This is a genomic window from Bartonella sp. AA78NXGY (genome assembly GCF_042197005.1).
GTDB lineage: Bacteria > Pseudomonadota > Alphaproteobacteria > Rhizobiales > Rhizobiaceae > Bartonella.
Window position 1 is genome coordinate 202,639 of the sequence record NZ_JBHIRI010000001.1, and the last position, 16,955, is coordinate 219,593.

Annotated in this window: 13 protein-coding genes and 1 tRNA gene; 7 read left to right on the forward strand and 7 right to left on the reverse strand. The window is 36.9% G+C overall.

All coding sequences use genetic code 11. From position 1 onward, the window contains the following. Nucleotides 1-62: 62 nt before the first annotated feature. From dnaJ to ACFINL_RS00795, 3 genes are all read left to right on the forward strand, one after another. On the forward strand, nt 63-1,205 hold the full coding sequence (dnaJ, locus tag ACFINL_RS00785) for a molecular chaperone DnaJ (RefSeq protein ID WP_375611466.1): 1,143 nt from the start codon (nt 63-65) through the stop codon (nt 1,203-1,205). Between the two features lie 1,720 nt (nt 1,206-2,925). Next, entirely contained in the window at nt 2,926-3,831 is a 906-nt protein-coding gene (gene argB / locus ACFINL_RS00790; protein WP_375611391.1) for an acetylglutamate kinase, read from the forward strand. Nucleotides 3,832-3,863: 32 nt separating this feature from the next. Continuing rightward, nucleotides 3,864-4,778 carry a DMT family transporter gene (locus ACFINL_RS00795; protein ID WP_273790236.1) on the forward strand — a complete coding sequence of 305 codons (915 nt, stop codon included), beginning with the start codon at nt 3,864-3,866 and terminating at the stop codon, nt 4,776-4,778. 280 nt (nt 4,779-5,058) lie between these two features. Here ACFINL_RS00795 and ACFINL_RS00800 read toward each other — a convergent pair whose 3' ends face one another. Next, a complete protein-coding gene (locus tag ACFINL_RS00800) occupies nt 5,059-5,214 on the reverse strand; it encodes a hypothetical protein (RefSeq protein WP_375638156.1) in 156 nt (51 codons plus the stop codon). A gap of 1,020 nt (nt 5,215-6,234) precedes the next feature. On the opposite strand from ACFINL_RS00800, the gene lepA reads away from it, so the two are divergent. Next, nucleotides 6,235-8,040 (forward strand): translation elongation factor 4, encoded by a 1,806-nt coding sequence (lepA, locus tag ACFINL_RS00805; RefSeq protein ID WP_375649257.1) that lies wholly within the window; start codon nt 6,235-6,237, stop codon nt 8,038-8,040. 574 nt (nt 8,041-8,614) lie between these two features. Here lepA and dapD read toward each other — a convergent pair. Further along, nucleotides 8,615-9,463, reverse strand: a complete 849-nt coding sequence (gene dapD / locus ACFINL_RS00810) for a 2,3,4,5-tetrahydropyridine-2,6-dicarboxylate N-succinyltransferase (protein WP_375611393.1) — start codon at nt 9,461-9,463, stop codon at nt 8,615-8,617. A gap of 106 nt (nt 9,464-9,569) precedes the next feature. On the opposite strand from dapD, the gene ACFINL_RS00815 reads away from it, so the two are divergent. Next, a complete protein-coding gene (locus ACFINL_RS00815) occupies nt 9,570-10,433 on the forward strand; it encodes an LOG family protein (protein ID WP_375611394.1) in 864 nt (287 codons plus the stop codon). A 32-nt stretch (nt 10,434-10,465) separates the two neighbouring features. Here the strand turns inward: ACFINL_RS00815 and truA are convergent, their stop codons facing one another. The 3 genes from truA to def are packed head-to-tail and all read right to left on the reverse strand — an operon-like array spanning nt 10,466 to nt 12,676. After that, the gene (truA, locus tag ACFINL_RS00820; RefSeq protein ID WP_375611395.1) at nt 10,466-11,209 is read right to left on the reverse strand and encodes a tRNA pseudouridine(38-40) synthase TruA; all 744 of its coding nucleotides are present in this window, start codon (nt 11,207-11,209) and stop codon (nt 10,466-10,468) included. A gap of 1 nt (nt 11,210) precedes the next feature. Continuing rightward, nucleotides 11,211-12,140, reverse strand: coding sequence for a methionyl-tRNA formyltransferase (fmt, locus tag ACFINL_RS00825; protein ID WP_375649075.1), 930 nt, complete (start codon nt 12,138-12,140; stop codon nt 11,211-11,213). Beyond that, the gene (gene def, locus ACFINL_RS00830) at nt 12,140-12,676 is read right to left on the reverse strand and encodes a peptide deformylase (RefSeq protein WP_375649083.1); all 537 of its coding nucleotides are present in this window, start codon (nt 12,674-12,676) and stop codon (nt 12,140-12,142) included. The genes fmt and def overlap by 1 nt, the downstream gene beginning before the upstream one ends. A gap of 90 nt (nt 12,677-12,766) precedes the next feature. Here def and ACFINL_RS00835 point away from each other — a divergent pair, with 90 nt between their 5' ends. Together ACFINL_RS00835 and ACFINL_RS00840 are read left to right on the forward strand one after the other, a co-directional pair. Beyond that, the gene (locus ACFINL_RS00835; protein ID WP_375649091.1) at nt 12,767-13,948 is read left to right on the forward strand and encodes a DNA recombination protein RmuC; all 1,182 of its coding nucleotides are present in this window, start codon (nt 12,767-12,769) and stop codon (nt 13,946-13,948) included. 111 nt (nt 13,949-14,059) lie between these two features. Then, nucleotides 14,060-14,647: a hypothetical protein gene (locus ACFINL_RS00840; protein WP_375611399.1), complete on the forward strand. Its 588-nt coding sequence runs from the start codon at nt 14,060-14,062 to the stop codon at nt 14,645-14,647. Between the two features lie 1,599 nt (nt 14,648-16,246). Here the strand turns inward: ACFINL_RS00840 and ACFINL_RS00845 are convergent. Next, nucleotides 16,247-16,322, reverse strand: a tRNA-Ala gene (locus ACFINL_RS00845). A gap of 117 nt (nt 16,323-16,439) precedes the next feature. Next, nucleotides 16,440-16,817, reverse strand: a complete 378-nt coding sequence (locus tag ACFINL_RS00850; protein WP_375649096.1) for a TIGR02300 family protein — start codon at nt 16,815-16,817, stop codon at nt 16,440-16,442. Nucleotides 16,818-16,955: the final 138 nt, after the last annotated feature.

The following is a 16,955-nucleotide window of genomic DNA, read 5'->3' on the forward strand; positions in this document are numbered from 1 at the left end:
TATAAATTAAAAGCAATATTATCCATAAAGATGGATGACAGAAAAATTATCAGGAATACATGATGAAGGTTGACTATTATGAAATTCTTGGCGTGACTCGCGAATGTGATGATAAAAAGTTGAAATCTGCTTTTCGTAAGTTGGCAATGCAATATCATCCTGATCGCAACGCGGGGGATAAAGAGGCAGAGCGAAAATTCAAAGAAATTGGCGAAGCCTATGAAGTTCTTAAAGATCCCCAGAAGCGTGCTGCTTATGATCGATTTGGCCATGCGGCCTTTGAAAATAGCGGTGGTCAAGGGGGAGCAAATCCCTTTGGTGGTTTTGCTGCTGGTGGTGGATTTGCGGATATTTTCGAAGACTTTTTTGGTGAGATTATGGGAGGGACACACCGTAAGCGTGGTGATAGTCGCGAACGTGGCGCAGATTTGAGTTATAATATGGAAGTGACTTTAGAAGAAGCATTTTCAGGAAAAACTGCAGAAATTAATATTCCCAGTTCCGTTACGTGTGATGTTTGTGAAGGATCAGGAGCGAGAAAAGGCTCTAAGCCGCAAGTTTGTGGAACATGTCATGGATCTGGTCGTGTGCGTGCTGCACAGGGGTTCTTTTCTATTGAGCGGACATGTCCTACATGTCATGGACGTGGTGAAACTATTACGGATCCATGCCCCAAATGTCAGGGGACACGGCGTATAGAGAAAAAACGTTCATTAAGCGTAAATGTTCCAGCTGGTATTGAAGATGGAACGCGTATTCGCCTTTCTGGTGAGGGTGATGCTGGTATTCGTGGTGGCCCCAATGGTGATCTTTATATTTTCCTTTCCATTAAACCGCATGAGTTTTTTCAGCGAGAAGGAGCAGATCTTCACTGTCGCGTTCCTATTTCAATGGTAACAGCTGCTTTAGGAGGAGAGTTTGAAGTTTCCGACCTTGATGGTGTTAAAGCACGCGTTAAGATTCCAGAAGGGACACAAAATGGACGTCAATTCCGCCTTAGAGGCAAAGGTATGCCCATGTTGCGCCGTCAGCAAGCAAGGGGTGATCTTTACATCCATATCACGATTGAGACACCGCAGAAATTAACGCAGGAACAACGTGAATTGTTGCAAAAATTTGAGAAACTCTCAAATCATGAAAATTCACCGCAATCACATGGTTTTTTTTCACGTATGAAAGAATTTTTTGAAAATATTTCTGGTTAAAATTATGTGAATGTTCTCAGAATAATTAGAGAGAACTGTGGGAAAGTTATTTTCATTAAGCTTTCTATTGTCTCATTATCTTTGAAAAGCATTTTTTCTTGAAAAGAAAAGAGAGAGACAGCTAATTTAGGATAAACTCCTGCTGCTGATAGTTTTTATATTTCATGAGTTTTATGGATAAGTCTTATTTTTGAGTGTCTATGACATTTTAAAAAGGGCTTATCCATATAAGAACGCAATTGAGTGATTGATAATAAATATTGCCAGTGTCATGATAACTGCCTTTATGCATTCAGTATTTTTGGTGTTTATTTTTTCACTCAAAATTTCTTTTTAAAGGCTCTATAATAAAACTATAAAATAGGTAGCGGCTTGCCAAGAAACGCTAAATAAGCTGTTAGGCAATCCATCTTTTTCAAATAAAGTATCAACTTCTTATAACCGATTTTATTTTTGGCATTTTTCATAGTTTTAATCACTGCTTCCTTTAAAATAAGGGTTATTTTGTTCGGAATAGCTTTTACATGCCTCATCTTAGCTTTTAGCAGTAATCATGTCTTTTTAGATGCGGATTTAGTTTTGTATTTCTGATGTCATAAACAGTTTTTCCAGATAATAAAAACGCTATAATCAAGTTTATTTTGTTCCAAAGAAATTGTGGAATGAGATAATGTGTGTTGAATGCTAAAGAAGACATAACAAAACACTTTTCGATATATCTCTCTTGTGGGGAAACAGATTCGATGGAATTCACTTAATTGAATTTATTGGCATAATAAAAAGTTGGTGGGAAGATAGAGGAAGTTACCTTTAAAAAGAAAAAATAAATACAATAAAAAATAGCACAATATGCTTAGAAAACAGCACGATATATTGTTGAAATTGATTGGTGATATGGAAAGAGAAATTTACGAAATGAATCTTTTTTCATAAAATAACATAATTAAAAGAATTAAAAATTCTACAAAACATTGAATAATTCAAGCATGTATCGCTATGCAGAAAGAAAAACTTAATGACCGATCATGAAAAATGAGAAGTTTTATAAAACCTTACGAAGAGAGTAATCTAAACAATTAAATGCTTTTACGAAGATGCTTCTGAAGAGTTATCGAAATAAAGTCACAATATATGATAATTTTGCAAAGCCTTTTTTCGATTTTACGATATAAAAAGATAAATTATGATTATAAATCAACTTATTATGATTCTCCATGAGGAGCGTTCAATTGACATTTCCTCATGTTTAATGATTGAGAAAAAGTCAAATTTTTAAAACCAAAGTTATAGTTTATTGGGATAAGCTATAAAGCAGTTGAGTGATTTCTTATCTTGGGAATATGTTAATTTTATTATTATAAGAAACTTTATTTTTATCTTACAAAATCAATGGTTGTATATATTCCTATTCATTGTTAAGTATCCATAGGGATAAACTAATGAGTTGAATGTACGGCTTAGCTTCAAAATTTTGCTTTTCAATTTTATATATAAGATCATAAAATAATGACATTTTTTTACGTCTATTTTGTTTAATTTTTCGCTGTCAATTTTTAAAGGAAGTTTTTTGTATTTCATTTTGCTATTCCTTTTTCGTAATTTAGAGGAAAATTGACGATTTTCAGGGGAGGGGGTGGATAGAGTAAAGTTTGGTTTTATTGTTTTCACTTTTCCTAAATTTCATTAAGAGATGGTAAAAAGTGATGAGGAGGCTCTATTGATGGATGATGCTAAAAACGGTGATGTAGATGTTTTGGAAAAACAAGCAGCATTTTTATCGTCTGCTTTACCTTATATGCAAAAATATGAAAATGAAACGGTCGTGGTAAAATATGGCGGCCATGCTATGGGTGATCCTGCTTTGGGACGAGCATTTGCGCGTGATATTGCTCTATTAAAGCAATCGGGGATCAATCCTGTTGTTGTTCATGGTGGTGGGCCTCAAATTGCTGAAATTTTAATGAAAATGGGGATTGAATCACGATTTGAAAACGGACTACGGGTAACCGATGAGCGGATCGTTGAAGTGGTTGAAATGGTTTTAGCGGGTTCCATAAATAAAGAAATTGTTGCTCTCATCAATGCTGAGGGTGAATGGGCAATAGGATTATGCGGCAAGGATGGCAATATGGTTTTTGCCGAAAAGGCTTATAAAACTGTCATTGATCCTGATTCGCATATTGAACGTGTTTTAGATTTGGGGTTTGTTGGTGAGCCTGTTGAAGTTGACCGCACATTGCTAGATCTTTTAGCATCTTCTGAAATGATACCAGTTCTTGCTCCTGTAGCTCCAGGACGCGATGGTAAAACTTATAATATCAATGCTGATATTTTTGCTGGAGCTATTGCTGGTGCATTAGAGGCTAAACGCCTTTTATTTCTCACTGATGTTCCTGGTGTTTTGGATAAACAAGGTAAACTTTTAAAAGAATTGACAGTTTCTGAAGCTGAGAAATTTATTAAAAATGGGACAATTTCAGGAGGCATGATTCCAAAAGTAGAGACTTGCATAAAAGCCCTTCAAAATGGTGTGGAAGGTGTTGTCATTTTAAATGGTAAAACTCCTCATTCTGTTTTACTAGAGCTGTTTACCGAACAGGGAGTTGGAACGCTTATTGTTTCATAAATTGTGGGGAAAATTGGAAGAGAAAGTTTTTCATGGTGAATCTAAAACAGTTTAAATATCCTTTATTAAGTAAGCCAGAATTGGCAATATTTACTGCGACAATATTGTGGGGCGTTACATTTTTAGTCATTCACATTGCGGTACGCTATAGTGGTCCTCTGTTTTTTGTTGGATTTCGTTTTATTGTTGCATCTCTTATATGTGGGGTAATTTTTTGGCGCTCTATAAAAGGTATAACTGTTTATGAAGTTTTCGCTGGGATGGCGATAGGTTTAGCCATGTTTTTTGGTTATGCTTTTCAAGCAGCTGGACTTCAAACAATTATTAGTAGTCAGTCAGCTTTTATCACAGCGCTTTATGTACCGATGGTTCCAATCTTGCAATGGATTGTTTTTAAAAAACCTCCCCGTTTAGCTTGTTGGATTGGTATTATTTTCGCTTTTATTGGGCTTGTATTTATTTCAGGACAAAAGCCGGGAAATTTTGATTTTTCAAAAGGCGAAATTTTAACTTTGTTAGGCGCTTTAGCGATTGCTGGAGAAGTCATACTCATCGGAATTTTTGCGAACAAGGTTGATAGTCGGCGTGTAACCATTATTCAGTTATTTTTTAGTGGTTTTTTTTCATTTGCTTGTATGCCTTTGATGGGTGAAAGCATCCCTGAATTTTCGTGGGTGTGGTTTAATATTGGTATAGGATTGGCATTAATGAGTGCCATCATTCAATTAGCTATGAATTGGGCACAAAAGTCTATTTCCCCTACGCGTGCGACACTCATTTACGCAGGTGAACCGGTATGGGCTGGTATTGTTGGGCGTTTGGCTGGAGAACATTTATCTCCCTTAGCTTTATTGGGCGGTTTGCTTATTCTGATTGGGATCATTGTGGCTGAATTACAACCTTCACAATGGCGTAAAAAAAATAAAGCAATTAAAAAAATTGATTAGCTATACATTTTTTTATTATGATTTTATTGCATGAGATTTTTGCTTGTAGAGTTTTCCTTTTTGGAGCTTTTTTAATATTAAGATGATTAAGAAGTTCTATAAATTATTCCAGTTTTTGCATACCAAATTGGAGAAATAGTATACTTCTATCTGTTTGTCAGATTTCTAAACTGGGCAGACAATCTTCATTGAGCCAAAACATGAGGTGATATAAAGTTAAAAATTAACGCTCATCTTTACGATCATTTTTAAATTCGGCTTTAACAACTTTCAAAAACATCTACGGTAGTGTTTTTGAATAATGAAAATTACGCACTGTCGCACGTTGTTTCTTTTGTCCTTTAATAGAGTTACGCTTCTCACGCAAAATAGAACGCCCACAGTACCGCCCATAACGTTGTACATTAAAGCGTTTTTTTAAAGATAGTTTTCTCAATATACATCATATTCATTGACGGTCTGCATGAAGTATAGAAAAACCACAGAGCATCATCATTTTACTTAAAATAAAAGGCACGAGCATTTTCTTTATCTGTTCTCAATATTACGATAGCTTTTGGCATTTGAAAGAGAGAGGTATTTTTACTCATTTCTTAAACGTTTTTATCCATACACTAGCTCTGTTTTATAATGGGGGAGCAAAAAATTTATTGATTCATTATGAGAAGATTTAAAATGAGAGAAGCTCGCGATATTCAGAGCTTTAATTTAAATTGCAAAACAATAAACGATCATTATAAATCAATGCGTTATCCAATGAATCGAAGAGGATTTGTGTGTTTTATATTTAATGAAGGAAGGGAGGAGTTGTATAAAAAGGACATAAAAACTTTGTTCAATAAAGCCTATTTCTAAAGTTTTAAAAATTAAGAAGAAACACCCTCGATATTCATATTATTGTATATAAGATTGCTAAAAAAGCAGATTATTGCGTACAAATAAAAAAGCATTTCTTGCGAATTTTATTGCAAGCCTAAGTGATATACACGCCCATCATATAAATATGATAATACATTGATTTATAATTATAATACAGCATTACTCACATTCAATTATGACCCTGAATACTGTAAAACTTTCTCACTTCAAATCATTTTCATGTTAAATCAATCCAAATCACTTTCTTACACATCACAAGTGGGTGGGGGCATGTGGGTAAAGACTGTACAAGAAAGGCATATCCCTTATAAACTTTTTCAAGTGTAAAGGATCGTCGCAATATTGGAGATTGGCAAAGTGTGTGATGGTGCTAGCTTACTACAGCATATGAGTTATCAAATAAGATGTGAAAGGATCATTTTAGCACCCTTGGATTTAATTTAGCAAACAAAAGCCTCATTTTTTAGGCTATAAAAAGTTGTGTTTTGAGAAGCTTTTTAGGTTTATATTCTTTTGATAGAAGCCGGAGCATAATTGGTCTTTGCGTTTTGTATTATTCTTTGCTAAATCGCCTTATATGACAATAGATCGTAATTATATTCGTAATTTTTCCATAGTGGCGCATATTGATCACGGCAAATCCACTTTAGCTGATCGTTTGATTCAAATAACAGGTGGGCTTGATACACGTGAGATGAAAGAACAAGTACTCGATTCCATGGATATTGAGCGTGAACGTGGAATTACTATTAAAGCACAGACGGTACGTTTACACTATAAGGCAAAGAATGGTGAAACCTATATTTTAAATCTTATGGATACACCAGGTCATGTGGATTTTGCTTATGAGGTTTCGCGTTCACTGGCAGCTTGTGAAGGTTCTCTGTTGGTGGTGGATGCAAGCCAAGGCGTAGAGGCGCAGACGTTAGCAAATGTTTATCAAGCCATTGATAATTCCCATGAGTTGGTTGTTGTTCTCAATAAAGTTGATCTTCCAGCAGCAGAACCTGAGCGTGTTAAAGAACAAATTGAAGATGTGATAGGCATTGATACATCTCAAGCAGTAGAAATATCAGCAAAAACAGGTTTGGGTGTTCCTGATGTTCTGGAGGCAATTGTTGCACAATTACCACCTCCACATACAGGCGATGTTGCAAATCCCTTGAAAGCAATGTTGGTTGATAGCTGGTATGACGCATATCTTGGTGTCATTGTTTTGGTACGGGTGATAGATGGTATTTTAAAAAAAGGCCAAACCATTCGTATGATGGGTACAGGTGCAAAATATCCAGTTGAGCGCGTTGGGGTTTTTACACCTAAAATGGTACAGGTTGATGAATTAGGACCAGGCGAGATTGGTTTTATCACTGCTTCTATCAAAGAGGTAGCAGATACACGGGTTGGGGATACGATTACTGAAGAGCGTCGTCCTTGTGAAAATGCTTTGTCTGGTTTTAAGCCGGCGCAACCGGTTGTCTTTTGTGGACTTTTTCCAATTGATGCTGCTGATTTTGATGATTTGCGTGCAGCCATGGGCAAATTACGCTTAAATGATGCGAGTTTTTCTTTTGAAATGGAAACGTCTGCGGCTTTGGGATTTGGTTTTCGCTGTGGTTTTTTGGGACTTCTGCATCTTGAAATTATTCAAGAGCGATTAGAGCGTGAGTTTAATTTGGATTTAATTGCGACAGCACCTTCAGTTGTTTATCGCATGAATATGAATGATGGTTCTGTTAAAGAGTTGCACAATCCAGCGGATATGCCTGATGTGGTTAAAATTTCTTCCATAGAAGAACCATGGATTCGAGCGACAATCATGACTCCTGATAATTATCTTGGTTCAATTTTAGAGCTATGCCAAGAGCGGCGTGGGGTACAGGTTGGTTTGTCCTATGTTGGAACCCGTGCTATGGTAACGTATGATTTACCACTGAATGAAGTTGTTTTTGATTTTTATGATCGGCTAAAATCGATTTCAAAGGGTTATGCTTCTTTTGATTATCAAATGACAGATTATGCAGAAGGTGATTTAGTTAAAATGTCTATTTTGGTGAATGGAGAGCCTATTGATGCATTATCGATGCTTGTTCACCGCACGATTGCAGAAAAGCGCGGGCGTTCAATGTGTGAAAAACTGAAAGATCTTATTCCTCAGCATATGTTTCAGATTCCAGTTCAAGCGGCTATTGGTGGTAAAGTTATAGCGCGCGAAACGATTCGTGCTTTGCGTAAAGATGTAACAGCGAAATGTTACGGGGGTGATGTTACGCGTAAGCGCAAACTTTTGGAAAAGCAAAAAGAAGGCAAAAAGCGGATGCGCCAATTTGGAAAAGTAGAAATTCCACAATCGGCATTTATTCAAGCGCTCAAAATGAACAAATAATGAAAAAAGGGGTATTTTCTCTCATTGATTGCGCTTTTGCTTTTGTCGATTGGTTCAGGTGTTTAAAGAACACTTTTAAATAGAATTGCGTCGTGCTTCATGTTCTTGTGTATTGCATAATGGTATCACTTTCTCACGTAAAACAGAATGCTTTAAACAAAATACATTTATGTTGCATATTGGCGTGCTCGTTTTCGTAAATCATCACTCAATACATCAAACTCCATTTCACAACGGGGGCTATGAAAAATATAACGTAAAATACACTGTGAATGATATAAAATCCATTTGGCATTACCGCTTTTACGCGTCAGAAAGGTGCAAAGCGCACCTATCATACTCTTTTTCAGCTCAAAATATTATGACAGTCCTTATCACTTGAGAGAATTCATTAAAGGTATTTCACTCTTTTCTTGAAGTGTTTCTTACCCACATACCAACTGTGTTTGTAACGAGCAAGGAAATGATAGTGATTGATTCACTATGAAAGGATTTGAAATGAGAGAATCCTTGTATTCGAGGTTATTATTCAAGTTAAAAAACGATGAAATATTATTATGAATTAATCTTGTGTCTAAGAACGTAAAAGATCATTAATAGATGTTTTTTCTCGTGTTTTTTGATCAACGCGTTTTACAATAACAGCACAATAAAGGTTTGGGCCTGCTTCACCATTTGGTAAAGGTTTTCCGGGGAGAGAACCTGGTACAACCACTGAATAGGCTGGTACTTCACCAATAAAAATTTCACCTGTTGTACGGTCAATAATCTTTGTTGATTTTCCAATAAAGACTCCCATTCCCAAAACAGCACCTTCACGGATAATACAGCCTTCAACAATTTCAGAGCGAGCACCGATAAAGCAATGATCTTCAATGATTGTTGGATTTGCTTGCAGTGGTTCTAAAACACCTCCAATACCAACACCGCCAGAAAGATGGACATGTTTACCAATTTGTGCACAAGAACCAACGGTGGTCCATGTATCAACCATTGTGCCCTCATCGATAAAAGCACCAAGATTGACAAAGGATGGCATCAATATAACATTGGGTGCAATGTAAGCAGAATGACGTACAATGGCTCCAGGAACGGAACGGAAATCAGCACTTTTAAAATCTGCCTCTTGCCAACCAGAGAATTTTGAAGGAACTTTATCCCACCAATGTGTCCCATTGATTCCACCAGTAATAATTTGCATAGGATTAAGCCGAAAAGAGAGTAAAACCGCTTTTTTCAACCATTGATGAACATGCCATTGTCCATTTTTTTGTCGTTCTGCAACACGGATTTCACCTTTATCAAGAAGGTTCAATGCATGTTCAACACTCTCACGTATTTCGCCTTTTGTGGTAGTATCGATAGAATCGCGATCGTCAAAAGCTTGTTCGATAATAATTTCAAGTTGTGTGATATGGGTCATGACGAGAGTTCCGTTAAACAAGTTGAAAGCTTCAAGATTTATTCTCTATGAACTACGCGAAGAAATGTGTTCAGTCAATAAAACGATGAGGAAGTAGGACAGGTGCATGAAAAAAAGCTGTAAAGAAAAAAGAAAAAGGGAGCAAGAAAACTGGACGCCACTTCTCCATACGAAGGATGCTCTACAACAGATCCATAAAGTCTCTAATTCAGCACAGGTGCGTTCGTCTACTTATCGTTTAGCCTATATCGATCAAGATTTTATGATGCGTCCAGAGCTGCGTTCACAACGTATTAGTCTTGAATTTTTAAAGCCGGAAATAACCCTTAAAGAATATGATATTCAATCAACAGTTGTTTTGTTTGGTGGTGCGCGTATTCCTGAACCTGGGCAAGCAGCGTGGGCTGCAAAAAATGAAATACAAAAGAAAAATTTGCATGCTATGTCACATTATTACGATGAAGCAAGAGAGTTTGCGCGTTTGTGCTCACTCTATTCTGCTACGACACAATATCGTGAATTTGTGGTTGTTACGGGGGGCGGACCAGGAATCATGGAGGCGGGAAATCGTGGTGCTTGTGATGTTGGTGCCCCAACGATTGGCTTGAATATTATTTTACCACATGAGCAAGAGCCTAATTCGTATGTGTCGCCGCATTTATGTTTCAATTTTCATTATTTGGGGATGCGCAAAATGCATTTTTTAGTACGAGCGAAAGCCCTAGCCATTTTTCCAGGAGGATTTGGGACTCTGGATGAACTGTTTGAGACATTAACTTTAGTACAGACGGGGCGTATGAAACAGGTACCGATTTTATTGTTTGGCAAAGAATTTTGGAGCAATACTGTCAATTTTGAGTATCTGTCTGCACAAGGCACAATTTCTCCTACTGATATTAATTTTGTGAAATTTGTTAATACAGCAGCAGAAGCTTTTGAAGAAATTCGTTCTTTTTATAAATTGCCTTAACGACTTTTCAGATGCTCACTCTTGAAGGATCATTAATACTCTACTTTGGTTAAATAAAGTCCTGAGGGGGGGGCAACAACACCACAACGTTTACGATCTTTAGCATGAAGAGCTGTTTCGAGATCTTGAGCTGTCCAACGTCCAATACCCACTTCCATGAGGCTTCCTGCGAATGAACGGATTTGATGATGAAGAAAAGAACGAGCTTGTGCATAAAGGAAAATTTCTTCACCTTCTCTTTGAATATCGAGGCGTTCAAGGGTGCGAATAGGGCTTTTGGCTTGGCAATGTGCTGAACGGAAAGTTGTAAAATCATGTTGTCCTACAAGCTTTTGCGCAGCTTCATGCATGGCTTCAGCATTAAGAGGCTTTGGCAACCACCATACGCGTTTGGCATTTAAAGCTGGTGGAGAGCGACGATTAAGTATTTTAAAAAGATAATGACGTTTGGTTGCGGAAAATCGTGCATCAAAGTCATCAGGGGCATTTTCTACATTTAAGATTGAAATCGCTTCTCCCTGTTTACGTAAAAGAGCATTGAGCGCGTCACGCACAGTATGGGGGGGCCAGTTTTTTATGAAATCAACATGGGCAACTTGTCCCGTAGCATGTACGCCCGCATCGGTTCTTCCTGCTGTTGTTATGGTCAATTGTTGTCCACTAAAGCAAAAAATTGCTTGTTCAAGAGCTCCTTGTATCGTGTGAAGTTTTGCTTGACGCTGCCAACCAGCATAATTTGAACCATCATATTCAAGAGTGAGTTTAAAACGTGGCATCTTAAAAAACAGCAGAAATATGAGCACCTCGCAAAAAGGTTGCGCACTCAAGAATTTTACCGCCAGATCTTTGGAGAGAGGTTATTTCTATCCGTCCTTGCCCACAATGGATAATCAAAGAATCTGGTTCTATCCGTCCAATTTCAAGAGAAGGACCTGTCGTTAAGCGACTATCAAGAATTTTTACACGTTCTTCTCGTCCACCGATATTCATGTTGCACCAGCAACTAGGAGAGGGAGAGAGCGCGCGAATATGCCTATGAATAAACTCTGCAGGTTTTGTCCAATCAATGCGGGTTTCTTCTTTTCTAATTTTGGCTGCATAGGTGATGCCTTCCTCTGATTGTGGGGTCAGTTTAAGTTGTCCTTTTTCAAGAGTTGATAAAGTCTCTACCATAAGTTCTGCGCCAATATGTGAAAGTCTGTTTGAAAGCTCAGCAGTGGTGGTGTTATCAGTAATGGGGATGGAGCGAGAAAGAGCGATAGGCCCCGTATCAAGTCCTTCATCCATTTTCATGATCATGATACCTGTTTCTTTATCACCAGCCATAATTGCTCGTTGAATAGGCGCAGCACCACGCCAACGTGGTAAGAGTGAAGCGTGGGCATTAAAACAACCAAAACGCGGTGCTTCGAGAATAGCTTTAGGTAAAAGGAGTCCATAAGCCACCACAATAGCAGCATCAACAGAAAGTGCTGCAAATTGCTCCTGTTGTTCGATTGTTTTGAGTGTTTGAGGCGTGAAGACAGGAATGGATTTTTCTTTTGCTACGGTGTGAACAGCGGAGGGGATTAATTTCAGCCCTCGACGTCCTGATGGACGAGGGGGTTGACTATAAACAGCAACAACATCATGACCTGCATCCAATAAAGCATGTAAAATAGGAACAGCAAAATCTGGTGTTCCCATAAAACTTAATCGTAAAGCCATTACAAAACTGCTTCCTGCATGTTTTTTTCTTTTGCACGTTTTTTAAATTTTCGTATCACCATATCGCGTTTGATCTTTGAAATGTAATCAATAAAAAGGCGCCCATCTAAATGATCAATTTCATGCTGTAAGCAAGTTGCTAAGAGATCGTCTGCTTCAATTTCTGTTTGTTTTCCTTCACGGTTCTGATAGCGAACACGAAGGCGTTTAGGACGTTCAACCTCTGCAAAATAATCAGGAATAGAAAGACAGCCTTCTTTGTAAATATTACGCTCATCTGAAAGCCATAAAATTTCAGGGTTGATAATAACAAGTGGTTTTTTCTGCTCATCTTCAGAATTTCCAGAGACATCTATAACCAACATACGTAGCGGTATACCAATTTGAATAGCAGCAAGACCAACGCCCTTAGAATTATACATGGTTTCCAACATGTCATCCGCAAGTTTTTGGAGAGCTGAATCGACCTGCTCAACAGGTTTGGACACTTCCCGTAAAATCGGATCAGGTAAAGTAACTAAAGATCTCATTGGCATAAGTAGAGATTAATCAATGGTTTGTTATTGGTCAATATTGAATAACGGATTCTTGCGTTTTTTTACAATAAGAGCGTTATATTACAATTTATGTTTGATTCGTTTTTTTCCATATTCGCTGGTGATTTTTTTTCTAAACTAATGCTTTTGCTTTTATTTATACTTGTCTGTTTGGCATTTTTTATGTTGATACATTCTCATCGAAAAAAAGCATTTTTGGAAAATGAAATTGCTGAACGCGCACGTGAGGCACAAATGCAGATGGCTACCTTGTTGAAAACACAAGCTGAAATGCAAGGACGAATGCAAACGATGGCGGAAATTTTTGGTCAACGGCAGGCTGAATTGAATAAATCACTCAGTGAGCAACTCAATGGGATGACAACAAGCTTAGGCCAAACACTTCAGGTACAAACCAAATCCACTTATGAAAATTTGAATCGTTTGCAAGAGCGTTTAGCAGTGATTGATGCAGCACAAAATAATATTCAATCGCTTACGGGACAAGTTGTTCAGTTGCAGTCCATTTTAAGTAATAAGCAGACGCGTGGTACTTTCGGTCAAGGGCGGATGGAAGCAATTATTGCCGATGCCTTACCAACAAACGCTTATGCTTTTCAGGCTGTTCTTTCCAATGGAAAGCGCCCAGATTGTCTCATTCATATGCCCAATAAAGCTCCTTCTCTTGTTGTTGATGCTAAATTTCCTCTGGAAGCTTGGAATGCTATGCGTAAGGCAGAATCAGCGCAAGAGCGTCAAGAGGCAGAACGCCAATTTCGTACCGATATGGAAGTCCATATTCGTGATATTGCACAAAAATATTTGATTCCTGGAGAAACCCATGACACTGCTTTCCTTTTTGTGCCATCTGAATCGATTTTCGCAACAATTTATGAGGATTTTGAGGCATTGGTACAAAAATCCAATAGAGCCCATGTGATTATTGTTTCACCATCTTTGTTGATGCTCTCTGTCCAAGTGGTACAAACCATTATGAAAGATGCGCGGATGCGTGAACAAGCGCATTTAATTCAATCAGAAGTAGCAAAATTGATGGAAGATTTTGGACGAATGGATACGCGTGTTCGCGCACTACAGAAGCACTTTCATAAAGCAAGTGAAGATATAGAGGGAATTTTGATATCGTCTTCCAAAATCATGAAACGGGCAAATCGCATTGAAACTGTCGAATTAAAAGAAAATTACTCTGAACCAACAAAAATGACAACATTGGCTCAGTCGCAAACATTGCGTTTTGCTGATGAGGAATAAAGCAAAGCAAGCTTCTTAAATATTACAAGTTAGATCATGTTCTTTATTGATTGGTAATCATTTTTTAGTATCTCTATCTTGTTTTATTTCTTAAACGAGAGGAATAGGAATATGCGACACCTTTTGTTTTTAGGGGCACTGGTGTTTTTGCTAGAGGGATGCGCAACAACCACTCCCATCCACACAAATAATGCTTGTGCTATTTTAGCACAAAAAAATGGTTTTTTTGACAATTGGGGTAAGGTGTCTCAAAGAGCGGAAATGCGCTATGGAATTCCTATGCCTATTATTCTTGCAACCATTAAGATGGAATCGAGCTTTCGTCACAATGCACGTCCTCCACGCAAAAAACTACTTGGTTTTATTCCATGGAAGCGTCGGTCGACAGCTTATGGTTATGCTCAAGCGCTTGATAGTACATGGGCAATGTATCTTCGCTCTACAGGAAAGTCTTTTGCATGGCGTACGAATTTCGCAGATGCTGCTGATTTTGTTGCTTGGTATCATCGCCAAAGTGTTCAACGCAATGGGGTGAGGTTTGATGATGCATATAGCCTTTATTTAAATTATCATATGGGGCATGGTGCTTATGCACGTAGTGGTGGGCATGTCAGTGCTGCGCTTTCACAGACAGCACAGCGCATGGCAAGGATATCGAGGCTCTATGAACAGCAATTAAAAAGATGTGGATGGCATTAGGGAAGATTTTTGAAAATCTCAATCAGGGAATTGATGGGATAAAATTATTCGAAAGCAAAATTCCACATGATATGATAAAATAGTGTCGTTTTTCCGATCGTTCAATGAAATAAATTGTTATTTTTTAGAATAAACTCAAGCAACAGAAAGTTTTTGCAATACACAATATATTTGAAGATACTCTCGACATTTTTACCTCCTTTGTTAAAAAAATTTATAATAGAAACTATCTTCTATTTAGCGCTGGCATTTCGCATTGGGCTAAGTACTAGAGGTTATTGAAGAAAAATTTTAAAATATAATATCATTTTTTATTTTCATTATGCGTATTACTGGCTGATTATTATATGAATATTTTCTTTGTTAAGCGTATAAAATAGCAATTAAAACAAATGCAATTCGGGCATCATAAAAAGGGTAAAATATTCAATATAAAAAAACGAGAAATGCATTAAACGAAAAAACGTTATTTTGTATAAAGAGGGCGCTACAGTCTTCAAAAGAACTAGGTGTATTTAGTATTGTATGAAATAAAACATATTCGTCCATCCAGTCCATCTTAATTGAAAAAAGTTATCTTATTGTATTGTAAAAACACTCCCGTTTATAGGATGATAAGGTATATGCAACTTTATACACAATGAATATTCAGGGTAGGGAATATTCAGAGAAAGATTTGTAACGCCTATGAAGTAACAAGTCAGTCTCCAATGTTGTGATAGCTTTTGCATTTGAGAATATTTATGAGAAGCATTTTTATTCTTTTTCTTAAATGGTTTAAGCATATTGATTTATAAAGATAATATATCGTTATTTATATTAAAGTAAGAATCTCGAATGGCGTAGGGTTTTATCGTTTCAGATCTCTTGAGGTTGAATCAATAAAACCATTGGCTTGCACATAACAAGCACAATGGGTATGTGGATAAAAACTGTGAAAGAAAAGACTAAAAATGTTTTTTTATGAACATACATTCTCAAATGTAAGAATTATCCGTAACATTGGGAATTAGCACATATAATGATAGCACCACTTTGCTCTTACACCTCGACCTTGTTTATGACGTGCAAGGAAAAAATTAATTGATTCAATATATTATTTAAGCGTTAATATACCTTAGTATTGAGCAGGTATACGCTACTCAAGGTGGGTATTTTTTAATTGGTAGAACATCTGATCAGGCTAAAAATACTCGAAAAAAGTTCTGATTCGCAATAATTGAGAAGTATATTTTAATATTTTATTCTCTACTCTTTGTTTAAGTACTTCATATCTTTAAAAAAGATACCGGTAACCAACATATTATGATATTTGTGGAAATATTGTGGTAAAGGAAATTCAAATTTTGTCCTTTAAGACAAGGCGCAGGTTAAACAGCTCATTTTCTATTTCTGTGCAAAGCATAAAAAATTATCTACTTTCACGGTTGCGACAGTAAATTTTATAATCCAACAAATGATTAAAAATGTATTATAATATCATTAAGATGCAAGGAACAGGCGCTATTGGAATGATAATTAAATAGCACATAAACCTTTTAAATTGATGCACACATCTTTTATTATAATTGATTCCCTTGATAGAACAGTTGGTCTTTTTGGTGGAGCTAAGCGGGATCGAACCGCTGACCTCTTGCATGCCATGCAAGCGCTCTCCCAGCTGAGCTATAGCCCCTATAAAAACAAATTGTCCCAAAAAGACAGTATACAATTCCAGCTTTTCTAGAACGATCAAAATTGAAGATCAAGAAGAATTTACATTCAATAGAAAAGATGTACTCTTTTACTTCTTTTAAGCATCGTCATCATTAGAAACACCGCCTCCGAGAATATCAGTAACGTCATCATCTTCATCGTCACCATCATGAGACAAAAATGTATCATCATCACCAAGATCTACATCACTATCTTCTAAATCAGGAAGATCGTCATCTTTAGAATCCACATCATCATCTTCAAGAAGCATAAAAGCAGATTTTTCAAGTGCTGTATCAAGCTCTTCAGTATCAACTTCTTCTTCATTATTTGCTTCCGCTGCTGCAACTTCAAAGTAAGAACGCGGATAAGAAATCCCTGTATAGGGCGACACAATAGGATCGCGATTTAGATCGTAAAATTTTTTTCCTGTTTCTGGATCAACACGTTTAGTTCCAAGTTCTTGTTTTGCCATAAACCGTGCCTCTTTGATTAACTATTATTCCATTAAAAGATAAATTTTATGGTGCTTAATCGAAAAATAATACCTTTGTCAAAGATAAATACACTGTTCCACAGTGATTTTTTCATGACGTCTTTTAAAGCATGTGCT